Origin of the sequence: Pseudanabaena sp. CCNP1317, assembly GCF_034931345.1 — a bacterium.
Lineage (GTDB): Bacteria > Cyanobacteriota > Cyanobacteriia > Pseudanabaenales > Pseudanabaenaceae > Pseudanabaena > Pseudanabaena galeata.
In genome coordinates this window covers 104,235-125,293 of the sequence record NZ_JAYGIF010000055.1, presented here as the reverse complement: position 1 = coordinate 125,293, position 21,059 = coordinate 104,235, and the positions used below count along the sequence as shown (strand labels likewise).

Here is a 21,059-nt window from a genome sequence, read left to right as displayed (position 1 = left end):
ACATTGCTATAGGAAATCGAATAAGCGATGGGCAAGTTCTAATTTTGAGCAGAGAGGAGTAGTTTGCTCATGTCCCTCTTTGTGGATAAATATGGCTTGATTGGTATCAGTGCCAAAGCCTGTTAAAGAAGTATTGACCGCATTAGCCGCGATCGCATCTAGTCCTTTTCGCTGCAATTTCTCTTGTGCTGCGGTCATAACCTCTGCCTCAGTTCCAGTTTGAGCAGCAAATCCCACCAGTATTTGATCAGGACGTTTACGAGTGGCGAGATCGGCAATAATATCAGGAATATATTCGAGTTCTAAATTTAAGGGGATTTCTGACTTTGGTAGCTTACGATCACTTTGCATTTTAGATCGCACATCACCAACAGCCGCCGCCGCAATCGTAATATCAGCGTTAGGAAATTCTTCGAGCATAGCTTGGTGCATTTCGGCGGAAGTACGGACTGTCTTCACCCCTAAACCACTTCCCACTAGCGGCGAGGAGTTAGAAGTAATGAGGGTAACTTTTGCTCCGCGATGAATAGCTGCTTTGGCGATCGCAAGTCCTTGTTTTCCTGTGGATGGATTGCCGATAAAGCGGACAGGATCAATAAATTCTCTTGTTCCGCCAGCATTCACTAAAATCCTCTTTCCTTTAAGATCTTGTTTCCCTTGGGTAAACAGAAAAGACTCTAGATATTCCAAAATTATTTCTGGTTCTGCCATCCGTCCAGTGCCAACTGCATCACAGGCGAGGATTCCATCGGTCGGTGCGATCGCGGTATATTTGGAGAATGTCAAAACTTTATGCCAATTCTCTTGAACAGTAGGTTGCAACCACATCGTCGTATTCATCGCTGGAGCAAATAGAATTGGGCATTCAGCCGCGAGTAAGGTATTTGTAAGTAAGTTATCAGCCATTCCATAGGCTACTTTCGCCAAGGTGTTTGCGGTCATGGGTGCTAATAAAATTACATCCGCCCATTCTGCTAACTCTATATGCAAGGGTCTACCATTACTCGGTTGCCAGAAGTCTACATCAGTATAAGCTGGTTGCCGCGAGAGTGTCGCAAAGGTAAGTGGAGTCACAAATTCCGAGGCGGATCGCGTCAGGATTACTCGCACTTCGATTCCACGTTTGGCTAGACTCGAAACCACCTCACAAACTTTATAAGCAGCAATGCCGCCAGATATTCCAATTAGTACGTGATTCATTTTTTGTCTTTTAAGTACCTGTGCAGAATAAATTACCCAAACCCGTAAAGTTGCGCCCCGCAGGGGCGCAACTTTACGGGTTTGGGTTTGTAATTAATTATGCCCATCTACTTAACGGGTGTTTTACAACCCACATTTCGCTCGTAATGGATTATTAGCGCACGAGAGGCAACCCAATCGTTTTTTAGAGAGTGAAGGTAAAGTCTTGTACTAACATGCCTGGGACGAGAATACCGCCAAGCGATCGCGTTTCATAGGTTCCTGTATTAGGAATAAATTCACGAAAATTGGTAAAAGCTTCGAGATTTTCGCCAAGAAACTCATAGATACTATCATCAAAACGTAGATTCTCAATGGGAGCGATAAACTCACCATTCTCAACCCAGAAGCAAGCATAGCGAGTCATCCCAGTAATTCTACCACCACTGCGATCGCTCCAATTGAGGTAATGCAAATTGGATAGATAGAGTCCCGTATCTAACTGTTTGAGAATGTCAGACTCAGCTAAACTCCCTGCGGCAACTTCAGGCGATCGCATCGATTCACCTTCATCAGCACCATTAGCAATCTTGCCATATTCTTTGGCACTGCGCGAACTTACCAAAGTATTAACAAGTTTTCCCTCAGTAATAATGGGTAAATATTCAGGAGCAACCTCGCCTAAATCGTTAAAACGCGGTACATTCCCATAGGTAAAGTTTTCACTAATGGATAGTAAAGGTGAGAGAGCTTTTTCTTGGTTTTTTAACTTTAAAAGAGCGCTACTACTCTGCTGCAAACCAGACTCCCCCGCACTCCAAGTCAAAAAGCCCAATAGCTCCGATGAAGCCGCAGGCGCAAAGTAAGTACGGTACTGACCACGCTCTAACGTTTTACTTGGCTTTTGCAATGCTACTAATTGTTGCTGAGAGCGATTAATCTGTAATTTATAAGCTTGTGCATCCCAATCTTTGCCAGCATAAATACCTTTGACGGCTTTTTCGCCTGAATCAGTCTGGACAAACATCGAATAATCCACAAAAAAAGAATCCGTCGCAAACCAATGTCTTTGACCTGCGGAATTCGCGTTAGCGCGAATTACCGAACCTGAAGCATAGAAGCCAGTAAAATCAACATTATTCACTGGCGCGAGAATTGTGGCGATCGCCTCCTCTGGCTTTAACAAATTACCTTGATAAACCTCGCGACTTGAGCCTTGGTTCTCAGGAATGACTAGATAAGGGTTCTCAGGGATTTGGGCAACTTCTTGCCTGAGATATTCAAGATTAGCGATCGCATAAGCCATATCAATTTCGCGATCGCCTGTAAACGGAAACTTAGCAAAAGCTTCACGCTGATTATAAATTAGCAAAATGGTCACGTTCCCATCAGCGACCACTCCTGACTGTCGGACTTTGGCATGGTTAAATCTGGTGAATTGACTACGTTCACTCTCCAAGTTAATCGTTAGGTGTTCACCCTGATGCAGACTATCAATCAAGCGATCGGCAAGTTGATAAAACGCTTTTTCTAGTGCTTGTTCTTCTAGATGTCTGCTCATCAAAAAATTAACTCCAAATAAATTAGTTACAGCCTATTTAAATTATTGAAAGCGCTGCTTTCAATAATTTCAGATAAGTATGGTTGGCGCAAAGCTCCAACCATACTTATCTACAGCATAAATGTACGTGAATCAACACCTGAAGCATCACGATTCGCCAGAAAATCATTCATCACATTGTCAGATTCTAAATTGCCATCCACCAAGTTAATAATGCGATCGGCAACATCAAGAATACGGTTGTCATGGGTCACCATCAAAATAGTGATGTTTTCCTCCTTAGCCATTTTTTGCATCAAAGTCACCACATCGCGCCCAGATTTTTTATCTAGAGCCGCCGTTGGCTCATCGGCAAGGATTAAACTAGGACGATTGACCAAAGCCCTTGCGATCGCCACCCGTTGTTTTTGTCCACCCGATAGAGCATGGGGCTTATAGTCAACTCTTTCTCCTAGCCCAAGCTGCGTCAAAATTTCCGCCGCTTTATTCGCTGCCATCGCATTACCACCCTCATGGGTAAATAGATCCGTTGACATCATCACATTTTGTCTTGCTGTCAAAGAATGAAAGAGGTTATGCGCCTGAAATATAAAGCCAATATTCTTACGGATTTGCACCAATTTTTTAGGGTTTAGTCCTTTTAGTTCCTGACCCAAAACTTTCAGACTACCATCTTGGATTGTCCTTAAAGCCCCTATTAAAGTTAGAAGCGTGGTTTTACCTGAGCCAGATGGTCCCGTAAGGATCACAATTTGTCCAGAGCGGATCTCTAGATTGATGTCAAATAAAACCTGCTTAAATAAATCTCCTTCACCGTAATGAAAATTTAAATTGCGGATTTGAACTGATGGCTCGAAGTTGGGGGATAAGGACTGTGGCGTAGAATCTAGGTAAGTATCGAGCATAAGCTATTGTCCTGTGAGCAAAATAAATAACAAATTATAGGATTTATTCAAACTATCAATGAAGCTCTCAGACTATATTAATTATTATGGCAGGTGCATTTTACCTGTGCAGTTAAATCTACTTAATTATTCATTGAAGGTTCTAAAATTATGGCCTCACGAACCTTAGTCAAAAATTATGTCGCACAGTGGATGCAGATGGGCAAAACCGTAAGCTTGTCTACTCAAGGTGAACAAGTTCGGATCTACAAGATAGTACAAGGGGAAAAATACTCACCTTTATTTAACCAACTCTGGGATGAAATTAGTACCACTAAAGCCCAAGAAGCATATCTAAGCGGTACGAATCAAACCGTTAGTGACTTACTCAGTAATAAATGGGAAATTATTGCTTGCGCCCGTTGCAACTTACTTGTACCATCCATCGACATTGGCCCAAGAGTTCCTGTGTGCTGTCCCTGCGATGATTTACCCACTCATCCTAACCTTGACTCAGTTGTCCCCCATATCCCTGTCACACTGGTATCGCATCTTGACGAGCTATGCGATCGCCTAGCGCAAAAGTCAGAAGATCAAGATCAAGAAGCTCATGAAGACTCCCACGACGATACCTATACATCTGAAGAAGAAAATACTCAAGCTATCCACAATCTCAGAACTTCAATTTTAAAACTCGTCAAATCTGGTCAATAGGGCTTTAAACTAGATTTTTGATGGCGCGGCTTCGCCGCACCGTCAAAAATCTAGTTTAAATTGCAGAACTCTTACCGATACCATTTAAGAACTTACAAATGTCTGATGTCGTAATTCGCGTCGAAAACTTAAGTAAGAAGTACATTATCGGTCACCAAAAGCAAGAACGCTACACAGCTTTACGTGATGTGATCGCTAATGGAGCCATGTCTTTTTGGCAGGGCTTAACTGGCGATCGCCAAGCAAAGCATGAGGATCTTAGTGAGGAGTTCTGGGCGCTCAAAGATGTATCCTTTGAAATTAAGCAAGGCGATCGCGTTGGTATTATCGGACGCAATGGCGCAGGCAAATCCACTCTCCTCAAAATCCTCAGCCGCATCACCGAACCCACTGCTGGCAAAATCTCCATCAGAGGCAGAGTAGCTAGTCTCCTAGAAGTCGGTACAGGTTTCCATCCAGAATTAACAGGTCGCGAGAATATTTATCTTAACGGCGCAATTTTGGGAATGGATAGATCAGAAATCAAGAAAAAATTTGACGAAATAGTTGCCTTTGCAGAAGTAGAAAATTTTTTAGATACTCCAGTTAAGCGTTATTCCTCAGGAATGTATGTACGCTTGGCTTTTGCAGTAGCAGCACATCTAGAGCCAGAGATTTTGATCGTTGATGAAGTATTAGCCGTAGGAGATGCGATATTTCAAAAAAAATGTCTAGGGAAGATGGAGGATGTGGCGGAAAAGGAGGGAAGAACTGTCTTATTTGTTAGCCATAATGTGTCTGCTATTAGAAAACTATGCTCAACAGTAATACTATTAAGAGAGGGTAGGCTTACAAGAGTCGGTAGTTCTTCTGACTGTCTTTTAATTTATGAGGGTGAAAATATACAACATCAAGGCATGACTTGGGCTAGATCTGAAGATATGCAAAAATGCACATTGATGATCGTCTACGTTAAAACAATTCTCAAGGCAAAGCAGCCTAATTTAGAACTTGAGTTTGAAATAAAGCTTGAATCTACTAGCTCACATAAACCAGCTTTTTTGGCAATTGATATTGCAGATAATTCTGGAATAGTCATTATGCAGGCAATACCAACACTTGAAAAGTCAATCACAGATAAAGATAAATTACATTTTCTAAGAGTAATAATTAAACTTCCTCCTTTAATCCCTGGTCATTACTTAACCTCAGTATGGGTGGGTAGCCACAATTCACAAACAATTGACTGGGTAAAAGAAGTAACTTTGTTTGAAGTGAATGACTCTCCCATAATAGGCAGAACATATCCCCACACAAAAGATCATGGATATATTGTCCCAATTTCATTTTCGTCAGAAATATAATTTGTAAAAAAGTTATCTATAACATGATCAATTTAATAGACTACGGAATTGGGAAATTAAGAACTCAAAAAAAACTGTCAAAACTTAGAAAAATATATACTAAGTTTCAACGGTTCACCATGATATCTGAAAGGACGTACACACATAATCTTCTAATTGCCGAAGGAGTCTCTAACCTAGATGGATGTATAATTGAATGCGGAGTTTGGCGAGGAGGTATGATAGCTGGATTAGCTGATTTACTTGGTAACAATAGGAACTATTATCTGTTCGACAGTTTTCAGGGTCTTCCAGAAGCTCAAACGATTGATGGAGAAGCTGCTATCAGGTGGCAATCTAATACTAGTGCTAAAAATTACTATGAAAATTGCTATGCACCAAGGGAATACGCACAAAAAGCAATGGAAATGTCTATAGCTGATAATTTTTTTCTAAAAGAAGGATGGTTTGAGGAAACATTACCTAATTTTAGACTTAACGAGAAAATCGCATTTCTACGTCTTGATGCAGACTGGTATAAATCAACCTATACATGTTTAGAGAATCTGTTTGATTTAGTTGTAGAAGGAGGAATAATTGTCTTAGATGATTACTATACTTGGGACGGATGTAGTAGAGCTGTGCATGATTTTTTGAGCAAAACATCTAAAACTGAAAGAATAGAATCTTTTAATGGTATTTGTGTAATCAAAAAAAAAGGAGGAGCTTAATTATGAATAAAATTGATTATGATCATTCTCAAAATTTACATTTAATAGATGCTCCTTCTCGTATATTCCCAATAATCAATAAAAAATACAACCCTAAGAGTGTATTAGATATCGGCTGTGGTAAAGGAACTTGGCTGAAAGTCATATCCGAATGTGGGATCGAAGATTTTTTAGGCGTTGATGGGATAGAAGTCATAAGTGACAACTTTTTAGTATCAAAAGAAAGTTTTTTTTATCAAGATTTGAGAGGAAAATGGGATTTAAACAAGAAATTTGATTTGGCAATATGTTTAGAAGTAGCCGAACATTTACCTGAAGAATCTGCCGTCAACCTTATCTATTCATTGATTCTTCATTCCAACACAATTATCTTTTCTGCTGCATGTCCACATCAAGGTGGGCAAGGACATATAAATTGTCAATGGCCTTCATATTGGCAGGAAATTTTTAATAATTATGGTTATGCTTGTTTCGACGAAATTAGACCGATAATCTGGAACTACGACTTTCCTGAATATTGGTATAAGCAAAATATATTTGTTGCTAAAAAAGATGAAAAAATAGCAGGCACAGAAGAGCGTATATTGCCTCTTGTCCATCCTATCTTGTATGAAAGTTATTATCAGAGTTACATTAGGCAATTGGATATAAATAGAAAGATGATTGATGGAGAAATTAGTCCTAAGACATATATTAAAATGTTTATAAAGTCATTAAAGGTACTGGTTAGCTAAAATAGAAATTAGGTATAATCAATGGAAAGTCAGTTTGCGATCGCTATCTGTACATATAATCCAGACCTGCGTTTATTGGCTAGGTTGCTTAATGCACTGCTACAAATCATTAAATCAGATACAGAGAAAGTAGATGTGATCATTGTTGATAATAATTCGTCACCTCCTCTTAATTCTTATTCAGAAGTACGAGATTTTTTGTGCGAAGCACCAAATTCTCAATGTATTATTGAAACAAAACAGGGATTGACCGCTGCAAGATGTACTGCAATTAAGGCTACATTAGCTTCAATAGTAGTGTTTTTTGATGACGATAACGAACCTGCTCCTGACTACCTAGAGATACTTTCCCAATATTTTAAAAAATATCCTAATGTGGGAATTTGGGGACCTGGTCACATAGAAGTTGAATACGTGGATGCTGTAGATTTATGGTTTTTAGATAACAAAGAAAAATTCCAACAACGAAGACGACCTTTTGCATATATTTGTGAGCCAGCAAATTGGGGGCAGTATTATCCAAATGGTACCGGGTTTGCAGTGAGAAGAAAAATATTAAATAAATACTTGGAAGCTGTAGAGAATGGAAACCTTCAGTCAAATGACCGTAAAGGAACTCAACTTTCTAGTGCTGGCGATGTTCAGATTGTCTGGGAAGGTATGAAGTTAGGCTTTGCGGCAGGGATGATTCCTATACTCAAGTGCAATCATTTAATTCCTATTTCAAAAGCTAATTTTTCATACATGGCGAGACTGCATTTCGGTACATCCTCAGCTTATATGCCTGCTCTATATCAATCGTTTCCTGAGAAGAAAGAGCAAGACTACAACTTACCATCAAAGCTACAAATTCATAAGAGGCTTGTCAAGTTAAAAATAAAGCAAATATTACGCCCAAAGCGTAAACATGAAATTAGTTTTGAGATCGCAAGCTATATAGGAAGCTTATATGGAATAGTCAAGGCTATAAAATCCGAACGAACCCAAGAGATTCTTAATTTAGCTAAATCTTTTAAGCTTTTATAAGTTAGGCATCTCTGGGTTATAGAGATAAGAAGGAATTGATAATTTTAGATCAAGACTAGATATACTATTATAGTCTAACTTCCTTTACAATAACTCTGTAAAAATACTGGACAAAGCTTATCTAAAAACTTAAAGTGCCGCAATTCGTAAATCCCAGCTATCTTTTCAAATCCCCCCCTTTGCCCTTATTCTTTAATAGAAATTCTTGATTCTGAATGACTCCCTCAAGTAATTTATAGATGCGAATTTATGCACTGTGAAACCCCGATCGCATTTTTTATCTTCCGTCGCCCCGATCTAACTGCTCAAGTTTTTGAGGCGATTCGACAAGCTAAACCTAAGAAACTTTTAGTTATAGCCGATAGCGCACGCAATGAGTCAGAAGTGGAACTATGTCAGCAAGCTCGTGCTGTCACTGAAGTGGTAGATTGGGATTGTGAAGTCCTAAGAAACTACGCAGATAAAAATCTCGGTTGTCGTAAGCGAGTAAGTAGCGGACTAGATTGGGTTTTTGAACAAGTGGAGGAGGCAATTATTTTAGAAGATGATTGTTTTCCACATCCTTCCTTTTTTAGATATTGTCAAGAGCTACTGGAATATTATCGTGAAGATAAACGGATCTGGTGCATTAGTGGCGATAACTTTCAAAATGGACAATGGCGTGGTAATGGAAGCTATTATTTCTCAAACTATAACCACTGCTGGGGTTGGGCAAGTTGGCGGCGAGCTTGGCAATATTATGATCACGATCTATCTAACTGGCAAACAGTTAGAGATGGTCACTATCTAAAAAGCATTCTGGATAGTGAGTTAGAAATAAAATATTGGTGTGATATCTTTGAGAGATTAGACACATTAGGTCAGCCTAATTCTTGGGCTTATCCTTGGACTTTTACGTGCTGGCAAAATAGTGGACTGACAGTATTGCCAAATGTTAACTTAGTCTCAAATATCGGTTGTCGTAGTGATGGAACTCATATTACATGGGATTCAAAGTTTGCTAATATACCAGTTCAAGATATTGGTGAAATTTATCACCCATCTTTCCTAGTACGCGATCGCATAGCTGATGAATATACTTTTAATCATGTTTTTGGGGGAATAGCGATGAAAGAAGCGAATAGTTTTTCTGGTAGGCTACGTTCTTATCTTGCAACATCTAAACAGAGAATTATTCGCTTATTTAAAGATCCAATAGGTCTTTATTTTTCGGCAATTAAAAAACTCACCCCTAATAGTTGTTAAAGGCTAGTATTTATGATGGCTATCAGTCCCTTAACTTATTCTCAAAATATAACTTTATTAAAAATATTTAATACCAATCAGTTAATTTATGATTGGAGAAATATTTATGATATCGATATAACAGAAGAATTAAACCACTATCCAGAAATCTATTTATATCAATGCAATGACAGTAAACTTAGATTTTTCTTCCCATTTGATATTGCTGGTTCTGAAAAACTCTATGAGCAATTGCAAAAATTAGATTGGTTTTATATGCCAAACAAGTGGGAACATAAAGTTGCTCTAAAAAATTTATTAGACTGCAATGACATCTTAGAAGTAGGTTGTGCATTTGGTTCGTTTGTGGAATCAGCGTTAAACTTAGGTATTAATGCTAAAGGTATTGAACTTAATCTAGCCGCAGTTAAAGTAGCTAAAAGTAATAATCTACCTATTGAAAACATTGATTTAAATGACTTTGCAAAACTTTATCCTTTATCTCAAGATGCAATTTGTTGTTTTCAAGTACTTGAACATATCTCCGAACCTAGAAAATTTATTGAACTATGTCTTCAGATATTAAAGCCTAATGGGAAATTGATTTTATGTGTACCAAATGCTCAGAGTTTTCTAAAATATCAGTATAACCTGATGGATATGCCACCTCATCATATGACTCAATGGGAAATTTTGACATTTAAATCATTAGAAAATATTTTTCCTATAAAGTTGGAACGAGTGATTAAAGAACCATTAGCTCGATATCATGTGAATGGATATATCAATGCGTATAGCAATTACTTTTATAGTATCTGCCCACAGGCTAAGATTTTATTCAATCGTTACACTAATAATATCTATAGCTATATTCTTAAATCTGGCTTAAGACACTTTTTGACTGGACAAAGTATATATATACAATTTCAAAAGTTAGATGAAATATCTTAATCTTGGTTGCGGTCAGCGCTTTCATCCATCTTGGACAAATATTAACTTTATATCTACAGGTGAGACTGTGATTGCCCATGATTTAAGGCAAGGAATTCCCTTCCAAGACCAATCATTTGATGTAGTCTATCATTCTCATGTTTTGGAACATATCCCTAAAGCTGAAGCAGAACTATTTATAAAGGAGTGCTATCGCGTTTTACGCCCAAAAGGAATTTTACGAATAGTAGTTCCAGATCTTGAACAAATAGCGAGAATTTATCTGGATTGCTTAGAAAAAGCTAATATTAATTCTCAGGAATTAGATCAGAATTACCAATGGGTACTTCTAGAAATGTATGATCAAACTGTGAGAAACCAGACAGGAGGAGAAATGATTAATTTTCTTTCTCGTCAAGATCTGTATAGCAAAGACTTTATAGTTAGTCGTTGTGGAGTTGAAATTCAAAATATTATTACTGCTCAAAAATACAAATATTTGCCAAGTCCTACGACTGAAAACTTGATGGTAAAACTGATCAAATATATTTATCGTCTATTGAAATATCGTGATTACCGTCATCAAGAACTGCTCAAACTTATTCTTAGCACAGCAGAGTTAGATGCACTGAAAATTGGTCAATTTCGACAAAGTGGGGAAGTTCATCAATGGATGTATGATCGTTATTCATTATCTATCTTGCTAAAAAATTGTGGGCTAGCAGAAATCACAAAAAGAAATGCATATGAGAGCTTTATTGATGAATGGACTAAATTTTATTTAGACACAGAACCCGATGGTTCTGTTTACAAACCTGACTCCCTATATATAGAAGCTGTAAAGCCAGTAGTATGAAGATACTTCATGTCAATCAATCTGATATTTCTGGTGGGGCGGCGATCGCAGGATTTCGCCTACATCAAGGCTTATTAGCACAAGGGATTGATTCTAGGATGCTGGTTGGAACTGTGAAGACTGATAGCGATCGCATAGCATCTATTCCTCGTAAACCTCGTTTTGAAAATCAACTGAATCGGTTGACAAGGTATTCTGGGCTTAACTACATTAATCTTTTTAGCAGTTTTAATATTCCCAAGCACAAGTTTTATCAAGATGCAGATCTTCTCAACTTTCATAATTTACATACTGGTTACTTTAACTATTTAGCTATTCCTACATTAACTAAAACTAAACCCGCAGTTTTCACGCTCCATGATATGTGGAGTTTTACTGGACATTGTGCCTATAGCTATGACTGCGATCGCTGGGAACTTGGCTGTGGCAAATGCCCTCATCCTGATACCTATCCTGCCATTTATCGCGATAGTACTCGGATTGAATGGAAACTTAAAGACTGGAGTTACAGTAAATCAAATTTAGTAATCGTCACTCCTAGTAATTGGTTAACTGAGCAAGCCAAAAAAAGTATGCTTAAGGGGTTTCCCATTCACCAAATTCCCTATGGTATTGATACAAATGCTTATCTACCAGTAGATAGACTTTTATGTAAATCTATTTTAGATATTCCTAGTAACAAAAGAGTTCTTTTATTTGGTGCAGATAGTCTTAAAGACACACGAAAAGGAGGAGATTTATTATTAAAGACTCTGCAACAATTACCTCAATTTTTAAAATCTGAAACAGTACTTTTAACTTTTGGTAATGGTAGTGAAACTATTACCTCTGAATTAGGAATGCGAACTATTAATTTGGGATATATTTATAGCGATCGCTTAAAGTCTATTGCTTATTCGGCATCTGATTTATTTGTTTTTCCTACCCGTGCTGACAACCTACCTCTAGTACTACAAGAAAGTATGGCTTGTGGAACTCCAATGGTTTCCTTTGATATCGGTGGTGTTCCAGATCTAGTGAGACATATGTTCACTGGTTATTTAGCAAAACCTGAAGATGCTAAGGATTTTTGTAAGGGTATTGTGATGTTGCTAGAAGATGAGCAATTACGGCAAACAATGAGCGCTAATTGTCGGGCGATCGCCCTTGCTGAATATTCTCTAGAACTACAAGCAAAACGTTACATCGATCTATATAAAAAGATTTTGTAAACAGTTATTTAAAAGGCTTGCAAAGCAAGCCTTTTAAATAAACGTCAGTTCGACGAAAGCAAAAAATGGTAAGAATCGCTTAGCGATTCTTACCATTTTTTGCCATTTGTGTCGTGCGAAGCACGACACAAATGGCTATATCGAAATCACGTTAAATAACTGTTAAGTTGATTCTACTAAAGCAACTTGAGTTTGTTTAGTGTGATTTGGCGCGATCGCCTTTGCCGAACTCTCGATTATTTGGGTAGCAAAATTGGGGATTAATCCAAAGAAAACGATGATTAGGGCTAAGGCGATCGCAGGGAATTTTTCTTGCCATTTGGCAAAGGGAAAACTACTAACTGGTGGTTTGTTCACACTTTTCTCAACCGCAAGACGACCGAAAAATACGCGATCGATCATGATTAGAAAATAAACAGCCGTTAAGCCTGTGCCTATCATGCAGAGCAGTGTCTGCACAGGGAAAACTGCAAAGCTACTACGGAAAATCACAAACTCGGCAATAAATCCCACCATCCCCGGCGTGCCTGCGCTTGCCATCGCCGCCAAGATCATCAGTGAACCTGTGATCGGTAAACCACGTTCAGGATTGAGTAATCCATTCAAAGAATTAATATTGCGGGTTCCCGTTTTTTTGTAAACAATGCCTACCAAAATAAATAACAGTGCCGAAATTAGACCATGACTAATCATTTGGAAGGTTGCGCCTACTAGGGAGAGGGGCGTAGCCGCAGCTAAAGCTAGAAGGATATAGCCCATATGTCCAACGGAACTATAAGCCACCATTTTTTTCATATCAGTTTGGGTAATTGCGGTAAGACAACCATAGATCACACTGACTACAGCCCATCCTGCCAGAAAAGGGGCGATCGATTGCCATGCGTCTGGCAATAAGCCCAGTCCAAAGCGCAATAAACCGTAGGTTCCCAGTTTAAGTAGAACTCCAGCAAGTAACGTGGAGACTGGGGTTGAGGCTTCAACGTGAGCATCAGGTAACCATGTATGCAATGGCACGATCGGAATTTTGATGCCAAATCCGAGGAGTAGTAAAACCAGCAAAATTCTTTTGGTGGTTTTGGATACGCCTTCGAGATTTAAGTCCTGATAGTTGAAGGTAAAGGCTGTTCCATCAGCACTACCGAAGACTGCCATACCAAAGAAAGCTGATAAGATCAGAACGCCTGAGATGGCTGTATAAATCAAAAATTTAGTGGCTGCGTAGCCCCGTCTTTCACCGCCCCAAATGGCGATTAAGAGATAGAGGGGAATTAGTTCGACTTCAAAAAAGAGGAAGAAAAGGAGGAGATTTTGAGCAAGAAAAGCCCCATTTACGCCACCACCGAGTATTAATATTAATGGGAAATACAGTCGCGGGCGTTGAATATCATTGCTAATATAGATGGCGATAATTAGTAGCAATCCGTTCAGTAAAACTAGAGGAAAAGACAGACCATCTAAGCCTAGTCGATAGGTAAGTCCAATGGGATCTAACCAAACAATGGATTCACTTAATTGGATTGTGGCAAGACTAATATCAAATTTAGTGAGTAAGAAGATCGACCAACCAAAGGTAGCGATCGCAATTCCTAATGATATTCGTCGTAAATTTTGAGGGTCGAGGAATGCTCCTAGTAAAACGATCAGCAGCGCACCTGCGATCGGAACCCACACTAATGTACTAAGCATGTTTGATTTAAAAAATAATAATTAAAAAAATTAAAAGCTCAGAGCCTCATACGCTGAGTTTTTAATTAAGACCATAAAAAGCAGCAAAGCCAATCAGAATAAGCCCGATCATGATCGTTAGCACATACTGCTGTAATCGACCTGTCACCGTATATTTCAGACTCTCGCCACTAAATATCGAAGCAAATCCCAAAAAATTGACGGAGCCATCAACTAAGTAGCGATCTATCCAAGCTAAAACCTTAGAACCGCCGCCCACAATTAAGACCACCGTATATTTATAGATAGTCTGCACATAGAGATCGTAGGCAAGTAAATCCTGAACCGCTTTCCATGAACTGCGAATAAATTTGGGAGGCATAGATACTGAAGTGGTAGTGCCATAATAGGGCTTGATATAGATGTATGCACCTACCCCAAAACCAAATAAGCCTGAAGCTGATAATACGGTCGCACTCAAAACATCAACTGTATTTAAGTCGATATCTACAAAGTCCCACGATGGAAGCAAGATGGGAACAAGTAAAGTAATGATTGTCAGTGAGACTAATGGAAGTGCGACTTGCCAAGCGACTTCGGGAACACGACGGGTTTTAGGTTGAACGGGGCCGAGGAATACCAGCCCAAATAGGCGCATCAGTCCAAAGGCGGTAATGCTATTTACTAATAAGGCGATCGCAATTAGCCAAGGGTCACTATTCCAAAAAGTTTCTTCCCAGCGTAAGAGTGTCCAAAATCCTCCAAAGGGAACCAGCGCTACTAGTCCTAGTGAGCCAACAATGAAGGCGACTAGGGTGGCGGGCATTCGCGTTTTAATGCCTCCCATTTCCGTGAGATCTTGAGTCATGGTAGACATCATCACCGCACCTGAACTTAGGAATAGCAGCGCTTTGCTGATGCCATGACTAAAGAGTAGCCCCAAAGCTAGATCAGGTTGTTGCATCCCCACAGCGATGAAAACTAGACCGAGGTAAGCACTGGTGGAGTGGGATAGAGCGCGTTTCATATCGATTTGGGCGATCGCTACTAACGATGCACCAATCGCGGTAATTGCGCCAATGATCACCGAGACTTCCGCAGCGACAGGAAACAAAGACAATACAGGTTGAAACTTGATCAGCACATAGGCTCCAGCGCCCACAACAACTGAATTTCGCAAAATCGACGCTGGGTTTGGACCTTCCATCGCCTCATCAAGCCAGAGATGTAAGGGAAACTGAGCGCATTTACCTAGTGGCCCCGCAATTAGAGCTAGCCCCAATAAAGTGCCAAATTGTTGATGTTCGGCAAAATAGGCGATCGTTTGTGGTGCGGCAGCCCATGAGTTTAGATCAGAAAAATTTAGACTGTCCGTAAGATTGGCGAGTGTAACTACAGCCATTAACAAAAACAAGTCACCAACCCGCTTTGTCCAAAAAGCATCTCTTGCTGCGGTGACTACTAGGGGCTGTGCATACCAAAATCCTACTAATAAATAGGTGGAGAGGGTCAGCATTTCTAGTAAAGCATAGCTAAAAAACAAGGAGTCACTAAAGGCTATCCCTGTAATCGCCGCTTCAAAAAAACCAATTAAGGCACAAAATCTGGCGATCGCCCAGTCAGTTTCTAGCGATCCTAACCCATAGACCTGTGAGATTAAGCTCATGGTGGCGATCATCACTGATGCACCAGCACTAATCGTGGAGAGTTCAAAGGAGCAGGCAATATTTAAATCAAACGTTTGAAACCATATAAACTCAAATTGTTGAGGAGGTTGCCCCCAAACTGATGTTAATAACCAACAACTATGCACTAAGGCAAGGGCTGTCATTAAAATATTTAGGTAAGCCGCAGGACGGGGACCAGTACGACGTACTATCCTTAACGACCAAGGAAGGGTAAGCCCTGCGCCCAGCAAACCATAGCAAGGAAGTAACCAAGCTGTTTCTAGGATCATTGATTCTACTATAGAGTTTTTACTATGTTTATATTAAAATATATCGATTGTTCCATAAGTCTACAGCAAAATGTTTCACCTCTAGGCTGTAGTGAGCGGCATAAAAAAGTAAGCGATTTAAGCACCCTTGTTCAATGCATATGGTTACTTGACATCATTAACTAAACGTGAGTTCGATATAGCCATTTGCGTCGTGCGAAGCACGACGCAAATGACGAAAAATGGTAAGAATCGCTTAGCGATTCTTACCGTTTTTCGCTTTCGTCGAACTGACGTTAACATGAGTGCGGGATAAGCTACAAAATGTTAAAAGCCAAAACAGTAAAAGCCTCGCGAAGCGAGGCTTTTACTGTTTTGGCTCCTAGATAGGGAATCCTATCTAGGAGGTGGTTTGAAATTCACCCGAACTCACGTCTATTTACCTAGATGAGTGTTTAGACTAATATAACTGCATAGAAAATGACCCAAATTGACTAAGCAACTTTGAGCTATGACAACTGCAAATCAAGGAAATCGCTCTTTCTGGCGCTTAATCATTAATGATACGACGGGTTTTGTGGCAAAGCGTTTAGGACAAGCGATTATTGTCGTTTTGGGTGTGTCAATTTTAAGTTTTTTTGCAATCACGAAGTCTCCTGGAAATTGCTTTGCAGATCTGCGAAACAATCCCAGTACCCCAAAAAAGACCATTGAACAGTTAGAAAAACAACTGAATTACGATAAGCCTGAAGCAGTACAGTACCTTCTATGGTTACAAAATACTCTAAGTGGTGACTTAGGAGTGCGTTGTCAAGGCTTAGCACCTGTTACACCATTAATTGTTGAGCGGGCTGGCAATACATTGCTGATGTCGCTTGCGTCCTTGTTCACGACATGGTTTTTGGCGATACCCCTAGGTATTTACAGCGCTGTTAAACAAAATACTTGGAGCGATCGCCTGATCCAAATAGTAAGTTATGGGACACAAGGTTTTCCTAGCTTTGTTCTAGCAATCTTATTGTTGATGTTGGCGCAAAATACAGGTTGGTTTCCTGTTGGAGGGATGACTAGTATTGATTTTGCCGATCTCTCACCCTTTGGCAAGTTCCTCGATATTAGCCATCACATGATCTTGCCAACTTTGACGTTGACAGTGGTTAGCTTTGCAGGATTGCAAAGGATTATGCGCGGCAGTTTGCTAGATGTATTGCGGCAAGACTACATCAAAACAGCACGTGCGAAGGGATTACCTGAGAATAAGGTGATCTATGTCCATGCTCTCCGCAATGCCATCAATCCTTTAGTTACATTGTTAGGATTTGAGTTTGGCGGATTACTGGGTGGAGCCTTTATTACAGAGTTCTTTTTTAGCTGGCCGGGATTAGGCAAGTTGTTGCTAGACGCAACCAAAGAAAAAGATACGAATCTGGTTATGGCTGGGCTAATGTTAGGAACTTTGATGTTAGTAGTCGGCAATCTTATTGGTGACTTATTGCTTAAAGCCGTCGATCCGCGCATTAAGCTTGATGACATGGAATAAAATCTATAAAGTGTCGCTTATGGTTAGCAATGTTTCCTTTACATGATGACAATCCCACCCAAGATACTTCTGTAGTTGTCTATGCGTTGATTTTGGTAAATGTGCTGATTTTTGGATATCAGGTCAGTTTGCCAAACTTTCAACTTGGTGAATGGCTAAACAATTGGGCTTTAGTTCCAAAGGAATTAATTGCTAACCCTTCAAAAGAAGCGATCGCTTTATTCTCATCGCAATTTCTCCATGCCAGTATCTTCCATTTAGTTGGGAACATGTGGTTTCTCTATCTATTTGGCAATAATATCGAAGATCAACTTGGGCATTGGAAGTTTTTATTTTTCTACTTGCTTTGTGGAGTTGTGGCGGGACTGGTGCAGGTAATCACGGCTCCCACATCGCTAGTGCCAATGGTGGGTGCTAGTGGTGCAATATCAGGAATAATGGGTGCATATCTAGTCAGGTTTCCGCGTGCAAGGATTTTGAGTCTAGTATTTTTAGGGATTTTTATCACTGCGATTCCCATTCCTGCGGCTGTGTTTTTAGGTTTATGGATTGCAGCACAAACTGTTTATGCTGCAATGGCAAATCCCAATTTACCAGGGGTGGCTTATTTCGCTCATATTAGCGGTTTTGTAATTGGCGCGATCGCCATGCTGCTAATCTCAAGGCTTTCTAAAGATTAGTAGCAACACATAGCAATATCGCTGGTGGTTACTTAACTAAGGTGAATGCTAAGCTATAGCTAACTCATCACGGTTGTTCACCTAAGTCTCAATCCTATGTTTACCAAAGTTCAAATCGAGAACTATAAGTCTATCCAAAATCTCAAGATAAATTTGGGTCGGGTTAATGTGTTCATTGGTGAGAATGGTTGTGGGAAGAGCAATATTTTAGAAGCGATCGCGTTGGCTTCTGCTGCCGCCGCTGACAAGTTAGACAATGAGTTTTTAGCTCCTAGAGGAATTAGAGTTACTGAGCCAGAATTTATGCGATCAGCCTTTGATAAAGAGAATATTACAAAAGATATAAAAATAAATTTAAAGAAAAAGCAAAAAGAAAATTTAGAAGAAAGTAATTTGCAGTTTATAATTCAGCATGACAATCAACCTTACTCAAATTGGCTTCAAGCTGGAGTAATTGGGAAACTTGATGTTTTAAACTGGGTTCCTCAAGGTGTAACTAGTCAATACGAAAAAGTAGCTTTAAATCTAAAATCCAGTGAAGAAACTGAGCGTATAGCTAAGATTACTCAAGATTTTTTTGAGAGTCAATTTGGCGAGAAAATTTCATACGATGCAATAACTTACTTCTTACTTAACTTAAAAAATAAGTACATTCAATATAGTGATGAAATCAAACATTTTATAATTTATTCTCCTGAAAACTCTCTGTTACGAATCTTCGCTGAAGAAGGTCAAGTTCAACCTTTAGGCATTAAAGGAGAAGGCTTATTAAAACTTTTAAGAGTTTTAAATAACAATCAAGATAAAATCAATGAAATCAAACAAAGGCTCAATTTAATTGATTGGTTTGATGATTTTAAGCTTTCAGTTGATTCTGAATTAGAAAGAATTATTCAAATTAAAGATAGATACTTAGATAAAGAGTTACCTTACTTTAATCAAAGAAGCTCTAATGAAGGTTTTTTGTTTTTGATGTTTTATTTTGCTTTATTTGTCAGTGATGATACGCCGAAATTCTTTGCGATTGACAATATTGAAAATGCACTAAATCCTAAACTATGTACAAGACTAATTCAAGAATTAGTAGAACTAGCTAAGAAATATGATAAACAAGTTATATTTACAACTCATAATCCTGCGATTTTAGATGGATTAGATTTAAGTGACGATGAACAAAAGCTTTTTGTTATTTATCGAAATATGGATGGGCATACTCAAGCTAGGCGTATAGCTCCATTAGAACCCTTAGACGACGATGAAATTGCGCCTTTGTCAGAGGCTTTTATAAATGGTTATATTGGTGGACTACCGAAAAATTTTTAATATGTATACATTTGGCGCAATTGTAGAAGGAATAACTGATTTTCCTATTATTAATAGTATTTTGATAGGATATTTTCAAGACAGTAAAATTGATATCAACCCGATTAGCCCTATCAACTTTAAAGCCTCATCTAATTACGACAAAGTTTTTAAAAGCTGTAAGCCAGAAAAATTAAAACGAGCTTTTCTAGCTAACAGATATATTATTATTCATGTCGATACTGATGTATCCGAAAGTTTTGGCGTTTCACATTACGAAAATAATCAACCACTTTCTCCACAACAATTAATTGATAAAACAGTCGATAAATTTAAAAAGCAGATGGGAGAAGAATTTTATAGTCAGTATGGACATCGAATTATTTTTGCGATCGCAGTCCATTCAATAGAGTGCTGGCTATTTCCTTTATTAGCCTCTGATGATAAAAGTGCAGAAATAGAAAACTGTTGTCAAACTTTAGAAAAAACCGTTCCCAGCTTTAGGAAAAAATACGATTATTATCAAGAAATTACCGAGAGATACCGCAATCACGATGATTTATTAAATCTCTATTCTAAAAATCCAAGCTTGAAGATTTTTATTGAGCAACTTGAGAGTAGAAATATTGAAATATCTGAAGAATCATGATTTAACAAAAGGAAGCAATTGATAGGTTTTGCTTTCGTAGAGAATGTAAATACCTAGCGCAATTAAGACAAAAGGCATGATCGCATCACTGTATTGTGTAAGAAACTTAGCGATCGCAGGATGACTACTGATACTTTTGGCGGCATAACACCAAACTGTGATCAGAATCAAAAAAGTAGCGATCGTAATTGAGAGAGTAACTGCATTGCTACTCGCAAATAGAGGAATATAAACGCCAATATTGTCGCCGCCATTGGCAAAAGTGACAGCCGCCACATGATAAGTCTGTGGCGCGATTAGAGTTGATTTCCTTTGCTCAGGAATCGCGCAAGTTTGCACAGTTACTTCTTCTTGTTTTTGGAATAAATCTTTAAGCCCGATCGCGATCGGTAATAGCCCTAACAGTCCAATCCATTTAGGGTCAATAATCAGACCACCCAAATATGCAGGCAAACTCGCTAAGAGAATTAATCCAAAACCTAAGTACTGACCAATCAGAATATGACGCGGACGAAATTTTTCATCAACTTGAGCAAAGAAAATTGTGAGAATGAGAATGTCATCGATATTTGTAGCAGTAAAAGCAGTAATTGCGATCGCTACATTACCGATAATCCATTCCATATTTTTCCTCAAGCTAATAGTCAGTAGAAGTATAGCAAAGATAGAGATGCCGCACTCCTCCTCATATTCACGGCTAATCAGCGTTGTTTGAGGTGAAATAAGAGGCTTGTCACTAACTGTTGCCGCTAGCAATGCTTTAGCTCTTTAACTTTCGTGTTCGTATAGCTAAAGATTTGAACTGATGTTACGTGGAATGAAGATTGCCCTCACCCCCCCCAGCGCCCTCTCCCAGAGAGGAGAGGGGGAGCAAAATCCAGAAAATTCTTGTTCCCCTCGCCCTTTGGGAGAGGG

The 21,059-nt window shown here is 39.0% G+C and carries 19 protein-coding genes; 13 read left to right on the top strand and 6 right to left on the bottom strand.

Annotated elements, in window-relative coordinates; all coding sequences use genetic code 11:
* Positions 1-6: 6 nt before the first annotated feature.
* The 3 genes from coaBC to VB775_RS10805 form a co-directional block, all read right to left on the bottom strand.
* Complete coding sequence (gene coaBC, locus VB775_RS10815; protein ID WP_281005545.1) at positions 7-1,200, bottom strand: bifunctional phosphopantothenoylcysteine decarboxylase/phosphopantothenate--cysteine ligase CoaBC; 1,194 nt, start codon at positions 1,198-1,200, stop codon at positions 7-9.
* 184 nt (positions 1,201-1,384) lie between these two features.
* On the bottom strand, positions 1,385-2,740 hold the full coding sequence (locus VB775_RS10810) for a TldD/PmbA family protein (RefSeq protein ID WP_281005544.1): 1,356 nt from the start codon (positions 2,738-2,740) through the stop codon (positions 1,385-1,387).
* A 110-nt stretch (positions 2,741-2,850) separates the two neighbouring features.
* Positions 2,851-3,645, bottom strand: coding sequence for a DevA family ABC transporter ATP-binding protein (locus VB775_RS10805; RefSeq protein WP_281005543.1), 795 nt, complete (start codon positions 3,643-3,645; stop codon positions 2,851-2,853).
* 150 nt (positions 3,646-3,795) lie between these two features.
* Here VB775_RS10805 and VB775_RS10800 point away from each other — a divergent pair, with 150 nt between their 5' ends.
* The 9 genes from VB775_RS10800 to VB775_RS10760 all read left to right on the top strand — a co-directional run bounded on the left by VB775_RS10800 (position 3,796) and on the right by VB775_RS10760 (position 12,372).
* Positions 3,796-4,338, top strand: coding sequence for a hypothetical protein (locus VB775_RS10800; protein ID WP_281005542.1), 543 nt, complete (start codon positions 3,796-3,798; stop codon positions 4,336-4,338).
* 98 nt (positions 4,339-4,436) lie between these two features.
* Positions 4,437-5,681: a polysaccharide ABC transporter ATP-binding protein gene (locus VB775_RS10795; protein WP_281005541.1), complete on the top strand. Its 1,245-nt coding sequence runs from the start codon at positions 4,437-4,439 to the stop codon at positions 5,679-5,681.
* A gap of 23 nt (positions 5,682-5,704) precedes the next feature.
* Positions 5,705-6,391, top strand: coding sequence for a TylF/MycF/NovP-related O-methyltransferase (locus VB775_RS10790; RefSeq protein WP_323216785.1), 687 nt, complete (start codon positions 5,705-5,707; stop codon positions 6,389-6,391).
* Between the two features lie 2 nt (positions 6,392-6,393).
* On the top strand, positions 6,394-7,125 hold the full coding sequence (locus VB775_RS10785; RefSeq protein WP_281005540.1) for a methyltransferase domain-containing protein: 732 nt from the start codon (positions 6,394-6,396) through the stop codon (positions 7,123-7,125).
* Between the two features lie 21 nt (positions 7,126-7,146).
* The gene (locus tag VB775_RS10780) at positions 7,147-8,151 is read left to right on the top strand and encodes a glycosyltransferase family 2 protein (RefSeq protein WP_281005539.1); all 1,005 of its coding nucleotides are present in this window, start codon (positions 7,147-7,149) and stop codon (positions 8,149-8,151) included.
* 249 nt (positions 8,152-8,400) lie between these two features.
* Complete coding sequence (locus tag VB775_RS10775) at positions 8,401-9,396, top strand: glycosyltransferase family 2 protein (RefSeq protein WP_281005538.1); 996 nt, start codon at positions 8,401-8,403, stop codon at positions 9,394-9,396.
* 12 nt (positions 9,397-9,408) lie between these two features.
* Positions 9,409-10,326: a class I SAM-dependent methyltransferase gene (locus VB775_RS10770; RefSeq protein ID WP_281005537.1), complete on the top strand. Its 918-nt coding sequence runs from the start codon at positions 9,409-9,411 to the stop codon at positions 10,324-10,326.
* Positions 10,313-11,161 carry a class I SAM-dependent methyltransferase gene (locus VB775_RS10765; RefSeq protein ID WP_281005536.1) on the top strand — a complete coding sequence of 283 codons (849 nt, stop codon included), beginning with the start codon at positions 10,313-10,315 and terminating at the stop codon, positions 11,159-11,161. Before VB775_RS10770 ends, VB775_RS10765 begins: the two co-directional genes overlap by 14 nt.
* Entirely contained in the window at positions 11,158-12,372 is a 1,215-nt protein-coding gene (locus VB775_RS10760; protein WP_281005535.1) for a glycosyltransferase family 4 protein, read from the top strand. The genes VB775_RS10765 and VB775_RS10760 overlap by 4 nt, the downstream gene beginning before the upstream one ends.
* 162 nt (positions 12,373-12,534) lie before the next feature.
* Here VB775_RS10760 and VB775_RS10755 read toward each other — a convergent pair whose 3' ends face one another.
* A complete protein-coding gene (locus tag VB775_RS10755; RefSeq protein WP_281005534.1) occupies positions 12,535-14,058 on the bottom strand; it encodes an NADH-quinone oxidoreductase subunit M in 1,524 nt (507 codons plus the stop codon).
* 61 nt (positions 14,059-14,119) lie between these two features.
* Positions 14,120-15,994, bottom strand: a complete 1,875-nt coding sequence (locus tag VB775_RS10750) for an NAD(P)H-quinone oxidoreductase subunit F (protein ID WP_281005533.1) — start codon at positions 15,992-15,994, stop codon at positions 14,120-14,122.
* A gap of 490 nt (positions 15,995-16,484) precedes the next feature.
* Here VB775_RS10750 and VB775_RS10745 point away from each other — a divergent pair, with 490 nt between their 5' ends.
* The 4 genes from VB775_RS10745 to VB775_RS10730 all read left to right on the top strand — a co-directional run bounded on the left by VB775_RS10745 (position 16,485) and on the right by VB775_RS10730 (position 20,144).
* Positions 16,485-17,513: an ABC transporter permease gene (locus tag VB775_RS10745; RefSeq protein ID WP_281005532.1), complete on the top strand. Its 1,029-nt coding sequence runs from the start codon at positions 16,485-16,487 to the stop codon at positions 17,511-17,513.
* Positions 17,514-17,542: 29 nt separating this feature from the next.
* Positions 17,543-18,193 carry a rhomboid family intramembrane serine protease gene (locus VB775_RS10740; protein ID WP_281005531.1) on the top strand — a complete coding sequence of 217 codons (651 nt, stop codon included), beginning with the start codon at positions 17,543-17,545 and terminating at the stop codon, positions 18,191-18,193.
* A 96-nt stretch (positions 18,194-18,289) separates the two neighbouring features.
* Entirely contained in the window at positions 18,290-19,516 is a 1,227-nt protein-coding gene (locus VB775_RS10735) for an AAA family ATPase (protein WP_281005530.1), read from the top strand.
* A gap of 1 nt (position 19,517) precedes the next feature.
* Complete coding sequence (locus VB775_RS10730) at positions 19,518-20,144, top strand: phage tail protein (RefSeq protein ID WP_281005529.1); 627 nt, start codon at positions 19,518-19,520, stop codon at positions 20,142-20,144.
* Here VB775_RS10730 and VB775_RS10725 read toward each other — a convergent pair.
* Positions 20,139-20,900, bottom strand: coding sequence for a cadmium resistance transporter (locus tag VB775_RS10725; protein ID WP_281005528.1), 762 nt, complete (start codon positions 20,898-20,900; stop codon positions 20,139-20,141). The two genes, VB775_RS10730 and VB775_RS10725, sit on opposite strands and share 6 nt — an antisense overlap.
* Positions 20,901-21,059: the final 159 nt, after the last annotated feature.